Annotated in this window: 15 protein-coding genes; 9 read left to right on the forward strand and 6 right to left on the reverse strand. The window is 73.0% G+C overall.

Features of this window, described 5'->3' with window-relative positions:
- Positions 1 to 56: 56 nt before the first annotated feature.
- A complete protein-coding gene (locus ACIP4Z_RS22990) occupies positions 57 to 3,314 on the reverse strand; it encodes a TIM-barrel domain-containing protein (protein WP_401310927.1) in 3,258 nt (1,085 codons plus the stop codon).
- 634 nt (positions 3,315 to 3,948) lie between these two features.
- On the opposite strand from ACIP4Z_RS22990, the gene ACIP4Z_RS22995 reads away from it, so the two are divergent.
- Entirely contained in the window at positions 3,949 to 4,473 is a 525-nt protein-coding gene (locus tag ACIP4Z_RS22995; protein WP_401310930.1) for a hypothetical protein, read from the forward strand.
- A gap of 55 nt (positions 4,474 to 4,528) precedes the next feature.
- Here the strand turns inward: ACIP4Z_RS22995 and ACIP4Z_RS23000 are convergent, their stop codons facing one another.
- Positions 4,529 to 5,167: a hypothetical protein gene (locus tag ACIP4Z_RS23000; RefSeq protein ID WP_401310933.1), complete on the reverse strand. Its 639-nt coding sequence runs from the start codon at positions 5,165 to 5,167 to the stop codon at positions 4,529 to 4,531.
- A gap of 298 nt (positions 5,168 to 5,465) precedes the next feature.
- On the opposite strand from ACIP4Z_RS23000, the gene ACIP4Z_RS23005 reads away from it, so the two are divergent.
- On the forward strand, positions 5,466 to 7,181 hold the full coding sequence (locus ACIP4Z_RS23005; RefSeq protein WP_401310936.1) for a PHP domain-containing protein: 1,716 nt from the start codon (positions 5,466 to 5,468) through the stop codon (positions 7,179 to 7,181).
- Positions 7,178 to 7,870, forward strand: coding sequence for a hypothetical protein (locus tag ACIP4Z_RS23010; protein WP_401310939.1), 693 nt, complete (start codon positions 7,178 to 7,180; stop codon positions 7,868 to 7,870). The genes ACIP4Z_RS23005 and ACIP4Z_RS23010 overlap by 4 nt, the downstream gene beginning before the upstream one ends.
- A gap of 54 nt (positions 7,871 to 7,924) precedes the next feature.
- On the opposite strand, the gene ACIP4Z_RS23015 is transcribed toward ACIP4Z_RS23010, so the two are convergent.
- Positions 7,925 to 8,164: a DUF6191 domain-containing protein gene (locus tag ACIP4Z_RS23015; protein ID WP_401310941.1), complete on the reverse strand. Its 240-nt coding sequence runs from the start codon at positions 8,162 to 8,164 to the stop codon at positions 7,925 to 7,927.
- A gap of 130 nt (positions 8,165 to 8,294) precedes the next feature.
- Here ACIP4Z_RS23015 and ACIP4Z_RS23020 point away from each other — a divergent pair, with 130 nt between their 5' ends.
- Entirely contained in the window at positions 8,295 to 8,513 is a 219-nt protein-coding gene (locus ACIP4Z_RS23020) for an HTH domain-containing protein (protein WP_355345627.1), read from the forward strand.
- Here ACIP4Z_RS23020 and ACIP4Z_RS23025 read toward each other — a convergent pair.
- Both ACIP4Z_RS23025 and ACIP4Z_RS23030 read right to left on the reverse strand, forming a co-directional pair.
- Positions 8,510 to 10,228, reverse strand: a complete 1,719-nt coding sequence (locus ACIP4Z_RS23025; protein WP_401310944.1) for an FAD-dependent monooxygenase — start codon at positions 10,226 to 10,228, stop codon at positions 8,510 to 8,512. The two genes, ACIP4Z_RS23020 and ACIP4Z_RS23025, sit on opposite strands and share 4 nt — an antisense overlap.
- Positions 10,229 to 10,347: 119 nt before the next feature.
- The gene (locus ACIP4Z_RS23030) at positions 10,348 to 10,983 is read right to left on the reverse strand and encodes a TetR family transcriptional regulator (protein ID WP_355345621.1); all 636 of its coding nucleotides are present in this window, start codon (positions 10,981 to 10,983) and stop codon (positions 10,348 to 10,350) included.
- A gap of 225 nt (positions 10,984 to 11,208) precedes the next feature.
- Here ACIP4Z_RS23030 and ACIP4Z_RS23035 point away from each other — a divergent pair, with 225 nt between their 5' ends.
- The 4 genes from ACIP4Z_RS23035 (at position 11,209) to gap (ending at position 15,480) form a co-directional block, all read left to right on the forward strand.
- The gene (locus tag ACIP4Z_RS23035; protein ID WP_401310947.1) at positions 11,209 to 12,021 is read left to right on the forward strand and encodes a hypothetical protein; all 813 of its coding nucleotides are present in this window, start codon (positions 11,209 to 11,211) and stop codon (positions 12,019 to 12,021) included.
- Positions 12,022 to 12,066: 45 nt separating this feature from the next.
- Positions 12,067 to 13,026, forward strand: coding sequence for a nitronate monooxygenase (locus ACIP4Z_RS23040; protein WP_355345615.1), 960 nt, complete (start codon positions 12,067 to 12,069; stop codon positions 13,024 to 13,026).
- A 247-nt stretch (positions 13,027 to 13,273) separates the two neighbouring features.
- Positions 13,274 to 14,221 carry a DJ-1/PfpI family protein gene (locus ACIP4Z_RS23045; protein WP_391045381.1) on the forward strand — a complete coding sequence of 316 codons (948 nt, stop codon included), beginning with the start codon at positions 13,274 to 13,276 and terminating at the stop codon, positions 14,219 to 14,221.
- Between the two features lie 260 nt (positions 14,222 to 14,481).
- Positions 14,482 to 15,480: a type I glyceraldehyde-3-phosphate dehydrogenase gene (gap, locus tag ACIP4Z_RS23050; RefSeq protein WP_355345609.1), complete on the forward strand. Its 999-nt coding sequence runs from the start codon at positions 14,482 to 14,484 to the stop codon at positions 15,478 to 15,480.
- A gap of 235 nt (positions 15,481 to 15,715) precedes the next feature.
- Here the strand turns inward: gap and ACIP4Z_RS23055 are convergent, their stop codons facing one another.
- A complete protein-coding gene (locus tag ACIP4Z_RS23055) occupies positions 15,716 to 15,994 on the reverse strand; it encodes a YciI family protein (RefSeq protein WP_391045375.1) in 279 nt (92 codons plus the stop codon).
- A gap of 358 nt (positions 15,995 to 16,352) precedes the next feature.
- On the opposite strand from ACIP4Z_RS23055, the gene ACIP4Z_RS23060 reads away from it, so the two are divergent.
- Positions 16,353 to 17,330 (forward strand): acetylxylan esterase, encoded by a 978-nt coding sequence (locus ACIP4Z_RS23060; protein WP_401310952.1) that lies wholly within the window; start codon positions 16,353 to 16,355, stop codon positions 17,328 to 17,330.
- The last annotated feature ends 145 nt before the right edge of the window (positions 17,331 to 17,475 follow it).

Raw genomic sequence — 17,475 nt, forward strand, 5'->3', positions numbered from 1 at the left:
CGTCATGGGTACGGGCCCGCGCGGGGGTACGCGCGGGCCCGTACGGGGCCGGTCGGTCAGCGGTAGCTGAGGGTGACCGGTGCGTGCACGCTGCGCGCGGGCAGCGTGACGGTGAGGGAGCGGGTCGCGCCGTCGTAGTGGTACGCGTCCGGCGACAATCCCTTGCCGGTCGCCGTGACGTGGCTCGGCGCGGCGACGCCGAGCAGCGTCACCGTCCACTGCCGGGTCCTGACCTGGCCGGGGAAGGACCCGGCGGCCGGGCTGACGGTGACGGTGTGGCGACCGCCGTTCTCGCGGTACCGGACCGTCGTGGTGGCGCTGCGACCGGGACCCCCGGTGGTGCCGTTGTCCTCGTAGAGCGAGGTCGAACCGGAGGCGCCCGCGGCCACGGTCAGCGTGACCTTGGTCAGCGGCGCCTTGTCGTTGGCGGTGACATCGTCCGTACGGGTCGGGATGACGCCGCCCGCCTTCACGAACACCGGCATCCGGTCGAGCCCCGTGGTGATGTTCCGCGTGGTGCCGCCGGTGTAGGTCTGCCCGGTGAAGTAGTCCGTCCACTGGCCGGGCGGGAACCACACCGACGTCGTGGCCGTCGTCCCCGGGGTGGTGACGGGAGCGACCAGCATGTCGGAGCCGTAGAAGTACTCACTGCCCGCGGTGGCGTACGCCTGCGGCTCGTCCGGGTATTCGAGATACGTGGCGCGGACCACGGGGACGCCCGTGGTGGCCGCCTGCTGCGCGAGGCTGTACGTGTAAGGCACCAGGTTCTCGCGGAGGTTGAGGAATGTGTCCGCCGACTGCCGGGCCGCGGTGCCGTACTGCCACGGCAGCCGGTCGCTGTGGTTGCTGTGCAGCCGGTCGACGGGCTGGAAGGTGCCGAGCTGCACCCACCGGGCGTACAGGTCGTCCGGCAGCTTGTGCGTGGTGTGGGTGCCGCCGCCGTCGGTGTACGTCTCCGAGCCGGTCAGTCCGGTCGTGTCGTTGTGACCGCCGATGTCGTGGCTGACCGCGGACATGCCGGTCGCGACCGACTCGCCCGGTGTGTAACCGACTTCGGACCGCAGCGTGCCCCAGGTCGAGGACGTGTCACCGGTGAAGTGCACGGTGGTGCGCTTGTCGGCCCACGGTCCGGTGGGCAGCCCCTGCTGGCCGCTGTACCCGCCGGCCTGGAGCGAGCCGTAGGCGCGGGAGATGACGAAGCCGCGGCCGATCGCCGGAGCGGATTCCGCCGCGTACGCCTGGTTGATCCACGCGTCGGGCGTCACTCCGGCGAGCGAGGACTGGGAGTTGTCGCAGCACCAGTCGAACCACCAGAAGTCGTTGCCCTGCTGGTCCATCGTCTTGTGCAGGTCCATGTACGCCTTGAGCTGGTCGGGGTCGCCGAAGTCGAAGACGTAGCAGTCGCCTCCCGCGCTCGCCCCCGCCGCGCAACCGCCCTTGACCAGCTTGCCCTTGGCGGTCGCCTGGGCCTGTGCGAACTGCGGGTCCGAGGCCAGGATGCTCGGGTGGGTGTTGAGCGTGTTGTGCAGCCCCTGCGCCGCCGACCAGTCGAAGAAGCCCTTCGGGTCGGGGAATTTGGCGGTGTTCATCTCCCAACCGCTCCACGGGTTGGGCGACTTGAAGTCCGTGTCGGTCACCAGGACGTCCAGCGGGACGCCTTCGGACCGGAAGGCGGGCAGGATCGTGTTCTCGTAGTCGGCGGCGGTCCTGTCGATGTACTCCGAGTACCAGACGCCGTACGCCCACTGCGGCAGCAGCTGCGCCGGGCCGGTCAGCGTCGCCAGATCCGACAGCGCCTGCTTGTAGGCGTGGCCGTATCCGAAGAGATAACCGTCCTGGTACGGCGTCCCGTTGTGCGAGGGGCGCTGCGTGACCTTCTTGGCGGCGGTGTCGTACAGCGCGGATGTCGTGTCGTCCAGCAGATACCAGCCGTCCTTGTACATCAGGCCGGGCGTGGTCGTCGGATTGCCGTTGTCGCCGTTGAGCCCGTCCAGGCTGCGCCGGTATCCGCCGAGCGCGAGGTGCGGCTGCGGGGCCGCCGCGCCGGACGCGGTCACCGACAGCGTGTCGAGGTTGATGTGGCAACTCGCCGCGTTCGGGCAGCCGACGGTGATGTCGTCGGCGCCCGCCTTGAGCGCCACGGGCACCGAGGCGGTCTGCCAGGTGTCCCAGTTGCCGGTCACCGGCAGCGAGAGCGTCTGACTCGTACCGCCGGACGACACCGTGGCCGTACGGGTCTGGTTCAGGCCGTCGCCGCCCGTGGAGTTGGCATAGCGCACCTGGACCGCGTACGTCCCGTCCGACGGCACCCCGACGACATGGGTCGTCACGCTCGACCCCTGGTTCAGCTCCCCGAGGAAGCCGCTGCCCGAGTACCCGCCGTGGTCGGTGGCCACCTTCGCGGAACCCGCGATCCGGTCCGCCTCGGCCTCGCAACTCGCGCCGAAGGCACAGTCCGCGATCGCCGTCGCCGAGGCCGGGGGGAACGCGCTCCCCGAGTTCACCAGCGCGACGCTGTCGATGTTCACATTGCCGGAGTTCCCGGCGGCCCTGGACAGCGTGACGGTGTGACGGCCCGCGCCGAGCTGCACCGCGGCGGTCGCCAGACTCCAGGTGTCCCAACTGCCGGTCACCGGAAGGCTCAGGGTCCGCGCCGCGCCGCCGTCGACCGTCAAGGTGAGCGTGCGTGTGGTGTTCTGGCCGTCGCCCGCCGCGGAGTTGGCGTACCGCGCGTCGAATTGGTACGTGCCCGCCGTCGCGACCTCGACGTCGGCCGACAGCGAACTGCCCGTCCCCTGGAAGCCGGCCAGGAAGCCGGAGCCGGTGTACCCGGTGTGGTCCGTGGCGACGCCGACCCCGCTGTACGGCAGGCTCTCCGCCTCGCACAGCGCGCCGACCGCGCACGTCATCTGCTGCCACGGCGCCGCGGTGACCGCCGAGGATCCGGCTGTCAGTCTCACCGACAGATTCCGCGCGCTGAAGGGCCCGGACCCCACCTGGTACCGCAGCGTCATCGCACTCGTCGCGACCGTCAGCCAGCCGTTGGACGTGCTCGTCGTGTACGCGGCCGGCGCGAAGTCGCCGCGGCCGATCGCGTTGTACGTCGCGGCGTCGGTGAACTTCCCGTCCTGCGCGTACTCGGTACGGATCAACGTCGGCGACAGCACCTGGAAGCGGGCGCCGCCTGAGGTCACCGAGGGGACGGCGTGGTGGCCCGCCCCGTGTCCCGGTCCCGCGGACGCCTGGCCCGCCCCGGCCACCGTCATCCCCGCCACGCAGGCGGTCACGGCGACCACCGCTGCCCGCCGCCGCATGTACCGCATCGTGCGCCACGCTCGTCTTCTTCTCACGCACAACTCCGTCCTGAAGCGGGCCCGTTGTCGACCCGTCGTGAGGCTCCGTCGGCCGCTGACAGCGTTGTCGGAGCCCCCCTCCCCGTACGACGTGGGCTCCTGAGGTCCGACCTGGCGGAATGCTGGACAAAGGCGGCGCCCGCGTCCCACGGGCACCTCCCCGCACTTCTTCCATCGTTGCAAACGATGTCGGTGGCATGACAGCACAGTGCCTGGCGGGTGTCCATACGGGCGGCGGTCAACGTTGGAAAAAGAGGGGTCGCCCGCGCGGCGCCGAGACGGCGGTGGCGCGCGCCGTTCCCGACCGCCGGGCATCCTCAGGGCGGTGCGGGTGATGCCCCGTCAGGGGCGGTTAGCCGCTCCCCGGATAGACGCAGACCGCCCCCACGGGGCACCGCTGGAAGCGCGGCGCGGCGCCGCGCCCATGACGTAGGACAGGGCGGCGCGCGGCGCGGACGTCGCCCTTCCGGGGCCCGGCGGCTCCCCGTGCCGCGCCGGTCAGAACGCGGCCGGTCGGCTCGCGCGTAAGCCCGTACGCCCCCTGGCCGGGGAAAACGCGTGGCCCGACGGGGTCGGCCTCTGGGAGGCTCCCGGCGTGACGACGTATGAGGTGCTGCTCATCGGGGGGCGTTCGGGCGTGGGCAAGTCCACGGTGGCCTGGGAGGTTTCGGAGCTGCTGCGGGAGGCGGAGGTCGCGCACTGCGTGATCGAGGGCGACCTCATGGGGCAGGTGCACCCGGCGCCGCCGGACGATCCGCGCCGCTCCGCGATCACCGAGCGGAATCTGGCCGCGGTGTGGGCGAATTTCGCGGCGCTGGGGCACCGCAGGCTGATCTACACCAACACGGTGAGCGTGCTGGAGCACGACATGTTCGTCCGGGCCCTGGGCGGCGGGCCGCCGCGCGTCGTCCGGGTGCTGCTCACCGCCGACGACGCGACGGCCCGCACCCGGCTCGCCCGGCGCGAGACCGGCTCCCAACTCGCCCCGCACATCAGCCGGAGCGACGTCATGGCGCGGCACCTGGCGGAACACGCGCCTCAGGACACGGTACGGATCGCCACGGACGGCAGGAGCGTCGTGGACATCGCCCGCGAGGTGGTCGCCGCGACGGGCTGGTGAACACCGCGCCCGGAAGGCGCCGCGCCCACCGCTCCGGAGCGGCGACGGGCCCGTGTCAGAGCAGGAAGACGCCGGGGCCGATCTCGCGGCAGGTCGCGCGCGCCTTCTTGGCGGCGGCCGGGGACCAGACCGTACTCGGGGACCAGAGGGCGCGCAGCCCGGAGACGGCGTGCGCGTTCAGGCCGGACAGGTCCGCGGCGGTGAGGTCGAGGACCACCGTGTCGAGCAGGGTGCCGAGCGAAGCGCCGTACGCGCTCATCCGGGACCTGGTGCTCGACATCTCGCGGTCCCGGACCCGGACGTAGAACGGCTCGCGGCTGCGCAACGTCGCCAGGGCGCGGGTCAGTTCGAGGACGCCCCGGCGGACGGCGAGGACACCGCCGTCGTCGAGCACGTCGCGTTCGTGGACGCTGACGTACCGCCCCAGCCGGGGGTGCGCCCGCAGGCGCGCGCAGCCGCCCTGGCGGAGGCGGGCGCTGATCCGGCGGAGGCTGCGGGCGAGCGCCTTGCCCTGGTGGCGGACGACGGTGGCGCGCTTGGGGTAGAGGTAGGTGCGGCTGTCGTCCAGCGCGAGGGTGAACTCGGTCATGTCCCGGCGGGCCGCCGCCAGTTCCACCGCGAGTCCGGCGGGGTCGCGGCGCGCCAGGACGCAGTTCACCGACGTGGGCAGGGACCAGTGCTGCCGAGCGGTCACGCGGATACTCCTCGGTTCGTCCATCGTCCGCGGAGATTACGGGCGCTGCCTCGGGACCGGTCCCGAGCCCGTGGACGACGGGCCGCCGCGCGGTCCTGTCCGGGGCCGGACGCGTCCTCGCCCGTACCGCCGACGACGCCCGCATGCGAGGGGTCCTCGCGACGCGACGCGCACGCCGTGGGCCTTTGCTTACGCTTTACTTCGCCTTTGCCACCCCACGGTGCCTCCCGCCGTTCACCCGCGCTGCCCAGACTCGCCGCGTCCTACGCGTACATCCTGTCGTCAGCGGGAGCTGAATATGAGCCACGGCCACAGCCACGGTCACCAGCACGGGCCCCACGATCACGCGCACGGCGGTCACACCGACGGCGGTTCGCTGCCTCCCGCCCTCGACACCTCGGTACCGGACGAGGAGCTGACGCCCGGTCAGCTCTCGCGGCGCTCCATGCTGCGCCGAACGGGCCTGCTGGGCGCGGGACTCGCGGCCGGGAGCGTCCTGGCCGGAGCGGGCCAGGCGGCGGCGCACTCCTCCGGCGGTCATGCGGGCCACGGCGGTTCGCACCCCGGCGGCCTGCTGTGGCTGGCGGGTGACCACCACATCCACACCCAGTACAGCAGCGACGCCAAGTACCGCGTGATCGACCACGTGCGGCAGGCCAACGCGCACGGCCTCGACTGGATGGTCATCACCGACCACGGCAGCGAGCAGCACGCCAAGATCGGTGTGGAGAAGGTCAATCCGGACATCGTCGCGGCCCGCGCGAAGGTCTCCGACACCCTGGTCTTCCAGGGTCTTGAGTGGAACATCCCGGCCGCCGAGCACGGCACCGTCTTCGTCCACCCCGGCCGCAACGAGGTCGCGGTCCTCAAGGAGTTCGAGAACTCCTTCGACGGTTCGGTGAAGGGCGCGAGCGCCAGCACGCCCGCCAACGAGGCGCTGGCCATCTCCGGCCTGAACTTCCTCGCCGACCAGGTCAGGCGGCGCAAGGTCCAGGACGTGCTGTTCCTGGCCAACCACCCGGCGCGCAAGGGCATCGACTCCCCGCACGAGATCCGCGCCTGGCGCGACGCCCAGCCGGGGATCGCCGTCGGCATGGAGGGCGCCCCCGGCCACCAGGCGGGCGGCCTGCCCGCCCCACAGGGCGCGGGGTCCGGGCGCGGCATCTACGACAACAGCCCCAGCGCCGACTCCTTCCCGGGCTACCCGCTGGAGAGCTACCGCACCTGGGGCGGCTTCGACTGGATGACCTCCACCGTCGGCGGCCTGTGGGACAGCCTCCTCGCCGAGGGCAAGCCCTGGTGGATCACCGCCAACTCCGACTCGCACAACGTCTACGCCGACAATTCGGTGCGCGGCCCGAACGGCGACTTCAACGCCAACGGCAAGTACGCCGACCCGGTCTACGGCGGCGCGCTCAACCTCACCGACACCGACTTCTGGCCCGGCCAGTACAGCCGCACCCACGTCGGCTCCGCCGGCTTCTCCTACGCGGCCGTCATGGACGGCATCCGCGCCGGACGCGTCTGGGTCGACCACGGCGGCCTGATCAGCGGCCTCGACGCGCGGCTCGGCGACGGCAGCCGGTCGGTCACCCTCGGCGGCGTCCTGCACGTGCGCCGCGGCAGCAAGGTCGACCTGGTCGTCACCGTCGCCCTGGCGGGCGGCCCGAACTGGTCCCAGTTCGTCCCCAAGCTCGCCCGCGTCGACGTCATCCAGGGCCAGGTGACCGGCACCGCGCGGGACAAGGACACCCTCGCCGCGCCGAACACCAAGGTCGTGAAGTCCTTCGAGGTCGACAAGTCGACCGGCACGGTCCGGCTGACCTACTCCCTGGGCCGGGTCGACAAGCCGGTGTACGTCCGCCTGCGCGGCACCGACGGCAACCGTACCGCCGTCGGCGTCAACGGCGCCTCCGTCGACCCGGTCGGCCCCGCCATGGACGTGATCGGCGACGCCGACCCCTGGAAGGACCTGTGGTTCTACTCCAACCCGATGTGGGTCCTGCCCGCATGACGACCCCGCACGAAGGACCCGGCGGCCACACCGTCATCGGTGTGGCCGCCGGGTCGGTGAATCTGCGCGAGGCCGACCACCTCATCCGGCACCTCGCCGACGTGCTCGACCTCCCGGCCGCCACCGTCGCCTGCACCCACCTCGTACGCGCCACCGCCCGCCCGCGTACGGCCGTCTCCTTCGCGCTGCCCGACGCCGAGGCCGCGACGGCGGCATGGGACCGGCTGCTGGCCCGGCTCTCGCCCGAGGACACGGCGGGACCGGGCGGGGCGGGGCTCGACGGTGCGGGACTCGCCAGCGCTGGGCTCGACGGTGCGGGCGCCGCGCTCGGCCCTGCTACGCACGGCCCGGCCGAGGAGGCGCGCTCCGCGACCGCGGCGGCGGCGGAACACGCCCGCGGGAGCGGCGGCCGGGCGGTGCTCTATCCGGGCGCCGACGTCCTGACCGGCACCGTCACGCTCGCGGACCTGCTCGCACGTACCGCGATCGACCAGGTCGTCCTGGTCGGCGCGCCGCCCGCGACGGACGGCGACGGGCCCGATCCGCACATCCCCGTGCGGACCCGCGACCACGTACGCCCGCGGTGGCGCGACGGACGGCTCGTGCTGGACCTGACCCCCGCCCCCGGTGGCACGCTGGCCCCCTTCGAGGTGCCGAACCCGACTCCCTGCTGCGCCGACCACCCGTAGACCCGCCGTGGCGCGCGGATCGCTCGGGAGCTGCGGATGAGGCGTGCCCGCGCCTCACTCCTCGTCCGCGTCCACGGCCGGTTCCCCGGCGGGGGCGGGCTCCGACGGGGTCGCCTCGGTGACGTGGGCATCGGCGTGGGCCGGACGGATGACCACCGAGCCGGAATCGAGGTCTATCGCCCCGCGCGCCGGATCGCTGCTGCCCTCGTCGTCGCGGGACAGCTCCAGGCGGTTGCGCTCGTCCTCGGTGTGCTTGCGGCCGGGCGCGAAGAGCTCATCCATGAAGTTGAACATCGCGGCTCCTTCTCGGCTCGGCTCGGCATGGCACCACTTCAGGCTACGCCGAGCGTCCCCCGAACGAGTGAGAGCCACCTTTGACAACGAGGGGTTGACATGACAACCCGTCGTTGTCACTGTGGAGGGCATGGCAGACAGGAAAGATCTCTCGATGCACGAGCCGACCTTCGCCCGCATCAAGGAAGTGCGCGCCCAGGCCATCCACCACACCCGCCTGGCCCGGCAGTTCGCCGTCGAGCGGCGCGACCTGATGCAGGAGCTCATCGGACAGGGCGTTTCGCAGTCCGACATCGCCCGCGAGCTGGGCGTGAGCCGCCAGGCCATCCAGAAGATGCTGGCCTGCTAGACGGCGTCCCCGGTCCGATTCCCGGCCTGATCCCAGGCCGGCCGCCCGGCCCGGCCCCGGGCCTGCTCCCCGCCCGCTTCCCCGGCGCCGAACCAGTGCCGCGCGGCCGACCGGAGCGCGTCCAGGGCCGCCGCGCCGGGACGCGGGTCGGACGACGCCCAGGCCACGTAGGAGTCGGGACGGATCAGCAGGGCGGTCGGGGCGGCAGCGTCGTCCGGCCGCGACGGCGGCTGCGGTGACCGGGACGGCGCGTGCGCTGTGACGACGCTGACGCGGTCGCTCCACGGGCCGAGCGCCGCCGCGGCCGACGCGTCGTCGGTCAGGTCGAGCAGCAACGGCCGCGCCGATCTGGCCAGTTCGGCCACCGAGACCGTGCCGTCCGGGGTGTGGAGGTCCAGATCCGGCGCGAACCGCCCCACCAGCGCGTGCGGTTCGGGACCGCCCATGTCGTAGCGGACATCGGTGCCCGCCGTGAGGTCGGCGAGGTGCTGGACGGTCGCGGGCTGCGCGAGCAGTTCGGTGAAGAGCTGACGCAGCGCCGTGACGTCGTCGCCGGGAGCGGTCAACGCGGCCTGGGCCTGGGCGTAGACGACCATACGGTCGGCGGCCCCGCGCCGCTCGGCGTCGTAACTGTCGAGGAGGTGGGCCGGTGCGGTGCCGTGGATCGCGGCGGCCAGTTTCCAGCCGAGGTTGACCGCGTCCTGGAGGCCGAGGTTCAGGCCGGGGCCGCCGCCCGCCGTGTAGATGTGGGCGGCGTCGCCGACGAGGAACACCCGCCGGTCCCGGAAGCGCTCGGCCACCCGCGTGTTGCCGCCGGTCAACCGCCGCAGGACGTACGGCCCTTCGCCGGTCGGCGGGCTCAGCGGCAGATCGGCGCCCAGCACACGCCGGACGCTCGCGCCCAGTTCTTCGAGGCTCATCGGCGTCCCGGTCTCCGGCTGGTCCCACTCCGTGGTGCTGATCAGCGCCGGGCGGCCGGGGAAGGGTGCGTACGAGAATCCGCCGTGCTCGGTACGGAGCGGCAGGAACGGCCGGACGGTGCCGTAACCGGGCACATTCAGGGCACCGGTCGCGGGGTGGACCCAATCAGCGGGGACGGTCGCGTGCGCCGACCGGTTGGTCCTGCGGTCGTCACTCACGCCGGGGAAGCCGATGCCCGACAGCTTGCGGGTGACGCTGTGCGCGCCGTCCGCGCCGACGACGTAACGGGCGCGCAGCCGGTACGCGCCGTCCGGTCCCGTGACGTCCACGGTGACGGCGTCGCCCGGTGCGCCAGCGTCAGGGTCCGACGCCTCGTGCGGGGCGGGCGGGTCCTGTGATTCCTGCGCCAGGGCGGTCAGCCGGTGGCCGCGCCGGATCTCCACGCCGAGTTCACCGGCCCGCTTCTCCAGGATCTCGACGATGTGCCGCTGCGGCGCCGCGATGCCGTACACCGGGCTGTCCGGGAGCAGGCTCAGGTCCAGCGGCAGGGCGGCGAACATGAAGGAGGCGGAGTTCGGACGCGGCGGCCCCGGCGTCCCGCTCAGGTCCTCGTACAGCCCCCGCCGGTCGACCAGCCGTACGACCTGGCCGACCAGTCCGTTCGCCTTGGGCTCCTCGCTCGGCGCCGACAGGCTCTCCAGCACGGTCGGCCGTACCCCGGCCAGGGCCAACTCGCATGCCAGCATCAGCCCGTTCGGGCCGCCTCCGACGATGACGACATCCGTGGTGACCAACTGGTCCTCCTCAGTGACTCGTTGCGTGAACGGAAGAAGGGAAAGGGGGAGCGCCGTACGAGGGCAGGCCGGAGCGACCCGGCGGCCGACCGGGTCAACTCACGTACGGCGCGGGCGGATCAGGGAGCGGGCAGGCCCGCGACGATCCCGTCGAACGTCTCGCGCAGGACCGCGGCGAGCGACACGGGCGGATCCGCGGTCAGGGAGTGCTCGACGGCCACGGCGCTGCCCGCGCCGACCACCGCGGCGACCAGCTTGGGATACACATCGCGGGCGACGTCGGTGCCGGTTCGCTCGGCGACGGCCCTGGCTAGCTCCTCCTGCGCGGCGGCGTTCGCCTTGACGATCTCGCCGTGCAGGGCCGGTTCCGCGAGCATCAGCCGCACGCCGTCCGTCCAGCGCCGCCGGTCCTCGGACGAGCCCTGCTCAGGACCGCCCTTCGGCGCGAACTGGCCCTCCACGGCATGTGCCACCGACTCCCACAGCGGCTCGTCGGCCGGTCGCGCGCGCAGTTCGTCGGCGACGCGTCGCATCCGCTCCAGGTGGCTGGCGGCGATGGCCTCGGCCTTGCCGGAGAAGTAGTTGCGGAAGGTGCGCACGGACACGTTCGCCGCGGCGGCGATGTCCTCCACGGTGACGTCGTCCCAGCCGCGCTGGACGCACAGCCGGATCGTGGCCTGGCTCAGCGCGACACGCGTCTCCCGCTTCTTGCGCTCCCGCAGGCCGAGGCGGGCGGCGTCTTCGTCCTGTGTCATGGCTACGACGGTAGATAAATATTGCCGTGATGGCAAGATTGCCGGATCGGCAAGTTTATTGAAAGATGGTCGGCGACGGTTCCGGGGGCGGCTCGCGTCGGTGCCTCCCGCTCTCGGGGGCGCACCTGAGGGTCACCTCCCTGACACCACGTCAGGGGCCCTTCGGGGTACGGCAAGGGGCATCCCCAAGGCCGCACCGCCGTGCGCGACGGCAGGCTGACAGCCATGCGATCCACCACCGACACGCGCCGCTCGACCGTCCGCCGCGGAGCCGCGGGCCTGGCCCTCGCCGCCGCCCTGGCCGCCACGGTCACGGGCACCGCGAGCGCCGACCCCGCAGCCGACCCCGCAACCCTGTCCGCAGCCTCGTCCGCGGCCACCGACGCGCCCGCCCCGCCCCCGTACTCGTCCGACTTCAGCGACTGCCCGGCCCTCCCCGCCGGGGTCGACGCCACGCTCTGGAAGTGCGAAGTCCTCACCGCCACCGGGTCGTTGACGCTCGGCAGCCGGACGATCCCCGAGCTGGCGCCGATGACGCTCACACACGCCGAGGGCCCGCTGCCCGACGGCGCCGACGGCCAGGTCTGGGGCGCCCTGCGCAGCGCCCCCGACCGCGTCCCCGGCGGCCTCACCGGCATCCCCGGCGCCGACCGCGACCCGCTGCTCCGGCTGTCCCTGCGACCGGAGTACGGCGGCCGGTCCGACTTCTTCTCCGTCGGCGACCGTCTGGGCCTGTTCACCCTGCGCTTCCGCGCCCTCAGCCCCCTGCTGCCGCACGACTGCGTCATCGGCGGCGGCGACACCCCGGTCGAGCTGCGGCTGGTGCGCTCTGGCGGCTCCCGCGTCGTCTCGCAGGACCCGCCGGTCATCGCATTCGACGCCTACGACACCGCCTTCACGGTCCCCGGCGCCACCGGCTGCGGCCCCCTCGACCGCCTCGTCGACAGCCGCCTCGGACTTCCCGCCGCCACCGGCAACGCGATGCGGCTGAGCGCGTACTACACGTTCAGGACCTACGATCAACTCCCGCCGCGCTGACGGGGATCACGCGTCCCGGACCCGTCCGGGGCCATGATGGAGCCCATGACTTTGGCGACGGCGTTCACGGAGATGTTCGGTGTGCGGCACCCGATCGCGCTGGCACCGATGGGCGGTTCCGCCGGTGGCGCGCTGGCGGCGGCCGTGTCGCGCGGCGGCGGCCTCGGACTGCTCGGCGGCGGCAGCGGCGACCGGGAGTGGCTGGCCCGCGAGCTGCCCGTGGCGGCCGAGTGCGGCAGGCCGTGGGGAGTCGGGTTCCTGAGCTGGGCGGCCGAGGCCGGCGCCGTCGAGCAGGCACTGGAGTACGGTCCCGCCGCGGTGATGCTGTCCTTCGGGGACCCGGCGCCCTTGGCGGCACGCGTCCGTGCGGCGGGCGTGCCGCTGATCGTCCAGGTCACCGACCTGGAGGAGGCTCGGCGGGCGCTGGACGTCGGGGCCGACGTCATCGTGGCGCAGGGCACCGAGAGCGGCGGACACGGCGCGCGCCACGGCCGGTCCACGCTGCCCTTCGTGCCGGTCGTGGTCGACCTCGCGGCTCCGGTGCCGGTGCTCGCGGCCGGTGGGATCGGCGACGGCCGCGGTGTGGCCGCCGCGCTGGCGCTGGGCGCGGCCGGTGCGCTCATCGGCACCCGCTTCCAGGCGACGGCCGAGGCCGGGGCCGAGCCCTCGGCCGTCGAGGCGATCGTCGGCGGGAGCGGGGAGGACACCGAGCGCAACAGCGTCCTGGACATCGCCCGCGGCTCCCGGTGGCCGACGGCGTACACCGCTCGTACGCTCGGCCACCCCTACCTGGACCGCTGGCGCGGCCGGGAGGCGGAGCTGGCCGCCGACCCGCAGGCGCGGCAGGAGTACCAGGCCGATGTGGCGCGCGGCGCGGTGCCCTCGCTCCCGGTGTGGGCGGGGGAGGCCGTCGACCTCGTCCACAACGTCCCGCAGGCCGCCGACCTGGTCGCTGTACTGGCCGTTCAGGCGGAGGAGGCGCTGGCGCGGGCCGTACGGCGCTGACCTCGCCGTCACGCGGGCCGACGTCCGCCCGTGCGGGAGCGGGCGAGGACAGGTGTACGCCGCCCGTACGGGAGCGGGCGGCGACAGGCGCACGCCGCCGGGTGGCAGGATGCTTGCGGAAGGTGCCATCGCGGCCACCGACGCCCCGGTGGGTACCCGTGTCCGGCCGCGAGGCGCGCGGAGTCACCGCAGCAGTCACGCAGTCACCGCAGTCACCGCAGTCACCGAAGCGACCGGAGGAGAGCTGATGAGCCGGAAGCGGCACCGCGTCGCCGTGCTCGTACTGGAGGGTGCGAAGCCGCTCGATGTCGGCATCCCCGCGCAGGTGTTCTCGAACCGGCCGAGCATGCCGTACGAGGTGCGGGTGTGCGGGGCCGCGCCAGGACTCGTGACCGGCGGTGACGGCCTCTCGTACCACGTGGCCGAGGGGCTCGACGCGGTCGAGCACGCCGACACCATCTTCATCCCCGGCTACCGCGAGCCCGCGACCACGGAGCCTCCGGCGGCGGTCGTCAGCGCGCTCACGGCGGCCCACGGGCGGGGTACGCGCCTCGCCGCGATCTCGACGGGGGCCTTCGCGCTGGCGGCGACCGGCCTGCTCGACGGGAAGCGGGCGACGACGCACTGGCACTACACGAAGGCACTGGCCACCCGGCATCCGCTCGTGCGGGTGGACGAGAACGTGCTGTTCGTGGACGAGGGCGACGTGCTCACCTCGGCGGGCGCGGCCTCCGGTATCGACATGTGCCTGCACCTGGTGCGGCGTGACCACGGAGTGGGACTCTCCAACCACGTGGCGAGACGGCTGGTCGCGGCGCCGTACCGCAGCGGGGGACAGGCGCAGTACGTGCCCCGGAGCGTGCCGGAACCGCTCGGCGACGTCTTCGCGAGCACGCGGGAGTGGGTGCTGGCGCACCTCGCGGAGCCGCTGACGCTGGAGGAGCTGGCCCGCCACGCGCGGGTCTCGGCGCGGACCTTCTCGCGGCGGTTCGTGCAGGACACCGGGTACACGCCGATGCAGTGGGTGCTGCGGGCGCGCGTGGACCTGGCCCGCGAGTTGCTGGAACGCACCGACCTGGGCGTGGAGCAGATCGCCGACCGGGTCGGGCTCGGCACGGGCGCCAATCTGCGCCTGCACTTCCAGCGGATTCTCGGCACGTCGCCGACGGAGTACCGGCACACGTTCTCGGCCTGAGGGGTCTCGGTCCTAGCCTTTCCGGATGGGAGCTTTCCGGGCTGGTGCTTCCCGGCCTGAGTCTTTCCTGGCTGGAGCCGTGAGGGCTGAAGCGGTACGGAGCCGCTGGACCCGAGGCGAGTCGATGGCGAGTCGATGGCGGGCCGCTCGCGGTGTCACGACCGGGCTGGCGAGATCCTTGCGGGCGCTGTCATTCGGGCCACTGTCGGCTCGGCGCGCGGTTGCCGACCATGGAAGACGTAACGAAAGGAGCCCTTCTCATGACCCGCATCGCCGTCAACGGATTCGGCCGTATCGGTCGCAACACCCTCCGCGCCCTGCTCGCCCGCGACACCGACCTCGAAGTGGTCGCCGTCAACGACCTGACCGCGCCCGAGGCGCTGGCCCACCTGCTCGAGTTCGACAGCACGCTCGGCCGCCTCGACGCCTCCGTCGAGGTCGACGGGACCGACCTGGTGGTCGACGGCCGCCGCATCAAGGTGCTCGCCGAGCGCGAGCCCGAGAAGCTGCCGTGGGCCGAGCTGGGCGTCGAGATCGTGCTGGAGTCCACCGGCCGGTTCACCTCGGCGGACGCCGCCCGCGCCCACATCCGCGCCGGTGCCAAGCGCGTCCTGGTCAGCGCCCCCTCGGACGGCGCCGACGTGACGCTCGCGTACGGCGTCAACACCGAGGACTACGACCCCGCCGCGCACGTGATCGTCTCGAACGCCTCGTGCACCACCAACGCGCTGGCCCCGCTCGCCGCCGTCCTGGACGACCTGGCCGGTATCGAGCACGGCTTCATGACCACCGTGCACGCCTACACCCAGGAGCAGAACCTCCAGGACGGCCCGCACCGCGACCTGCGCCGCGCCCGCGCCGCCGGGGTCAACATCGTCCCCACCACGACCGGCGCCGCCAAGGCCATCGGCCGCGTACTGCCCAACCTCGACGGGAAGCTGTCCGGCGACTCCATCCGTGTCCCGGTCCCGGTCGGCTCGATCGTGGAGCTGAACACCACCGTCGCGCGCGAGGTCACCCGCGACGAAGTGCTCGCCGCCTACCGCGCCGCCGCCGACGGCCCCCTCAAGGGCGTCCTCGAATACACCGACAAGCCCCTGGTCTCCAGTGACATCACCGGCCGCCCCGCCTCGTCGATCTTCGACTCCGCCCTCACCCGCGTCGACGGCAAGCACGTCAAGGTCGTCGCCTGGTACGACAACGAATGGGGCTTCTCCAACCGCGTCATCGACACCCTCGAACTCCTCGCCCGCTCCTGACCGACACCCAGCCGCAGGCCGCCGCCGCTCGGCGTAAGTCGCTTACCGCACCGGTGAGTTGACTGATCGTCAGTCCTCGCGGTGGCCACGCGGCGCGATCCTGCTTCAGGTCGCCGAGGTGATCGAGGCCCACGGCCGACGAACCGGCCGTGGGCCGACTCGTTCTCCATGGGGGAGTGTTCTCGACGCCTGCACCGAGACCAAGACGGTCATGCTCCACCTCTGAGGCACCGGATCAGCCGTCGGTCAGACGGTCCCGCCCGACCACCGGAGCCCACTCGTGGACGGCGGTCACGGTGACTCCGGGCGTCCGGTAGTACGCGTCCGCGGCCATGATCCGGTCCAGTTCGTCGCGGTCGGCGGAGAAGACGAGAAGCGCGCCCGTGTCGTCCGCCCAGGGTCCCGCGGCGACGAGGCGGCCCTCGTCATGGAGGCGCTGGAGGATCGCGCGGTGCGCGGGGCGGGCCGCGAGGCGTTCGGAGGTGGCGGTGAAGGCGAGTTCGACAGTCAGCATGCCTCCGAGGGTAGGTTTCGGGAGTGGCCGGATCCGGATCACGTGATGCCGCGGGCGTGGCGAGCCCGCCTGCCGGGACCGGCGGCGCAGTGGGCGCGGCACGCGCGCACCGGAACGCAGGCCCCGGCCGTGACCTGCGAGAACGCCACTCGCTAGCATGGCCGTCGGCAACCGTACCGGGCCTCACCGGCGGGCCGGGACGGTGAACGGCGGCTGCTGCCCGGATTCGACCCGGACGCGGCGCGATCGAGAGGATCGAGAAGCGGCCACGGCTCGTCCGGCCGCCGACATCGCATTCGCCGCCCCCGCCGGGCCTTCCGGCGCCGGGCGGAACGACCGACGAGAGGAATCCGCACCCGTGACGGCCGAGGCCATCGAGACCCACGACTTCCCGTTCGACCCGACGTACGGATACGACCTGGACCGGCTGCTCCAGGTCGGCACCCCGGAGGAGCCCGCCGACTTCGGCGACTTCTGGCAGGGCGCGTACGCCAAGGCGCTGGCGGTGGACACCGCGCCGCGGGTGGGAGCGCTGGAGGAGGAGCGGGACGGCGTACGCGTCCACGCGGTGTCGTACACCTCGGTCGGGGGTTTCCGCGTGGGCGGCTGGCTGACGCTGCCCGCCGACGGACACGTCACGCACGGCATGGTCGTCCTGCACGGCTACGGCGGCAGGGACGCCGTCGATGTGACGCTGCCCCCGCCCGGCACCGCCGCGATCTGGCCGTGCGCCCGCGGAATGGCCACGCGCAGCCTCGACCCGGAGATTCCGGCGACCGCGGCCGAACACGTCGTGCACGGCATCGCCTCGCGCGAGACCTACGTGCACGGCGGATGCGTCGCCGACACCTGGTGCGCGGCCTCCGCGCTGCTCGCCCTGGTACCGGGAGCGGCGCGCCAACTCGCCCTGGTGGGAGGCAGTTTCGGCGGCGGGATCGGCGCCCTGGCGCTGCCCTGGGACGACCGGTTCCACCACGGGCTGCTGACCGTGCCCAGCTTCGGCAACCATCCGCTGCGGCTGACCCTGCCCTGCACGGGCAGCGGCGAGGCGGTCCGCGCCCACTACGCCCGGCACCCCGAAGTCACCGAAGTGCTCGGCTACTTCGACGCGGCCGTCGCCGCCACCCGCGTCCGCGTCCCCGTCCACGTCGGCGCGGCCCTGTTCGACCCCGCGGTGCCGCCGCCCGGACAATTCGCCGTGCACAACGCCCTGGGCGGCCCGAAGGAGCTGTTCGTCCTGACGGCGGGCCATGTCGAGTACCCGGCCGCCGCCGAGGAGGACGCCCGACTGCGGGCGGCACAGCGGGAGTTCCTGGCGGAGGCCGACCCGCGATAACGGCCGGCGGTCGCAGGGACGCCTACGGACCATGTGCTCGCGGAAACGTCCCGCACGCGGTGCTGACGCGCTCTCCGTACCAAGACCGGCCGGGACACCGGATGGCCGCCGGGCCGTGACGCTCGACGGACAGCCGAGCAGCGAG

Source organism: Streptomyces sp. NPDC088910 (genome assembly GCF_044749865.1).
In the GTDB taxonomy this organism is placed as follows: Bacteria; Actinomycetota; Actinomycetes; order Streptomycetales; family Streptomycetaceae; genus Actinacidiphila.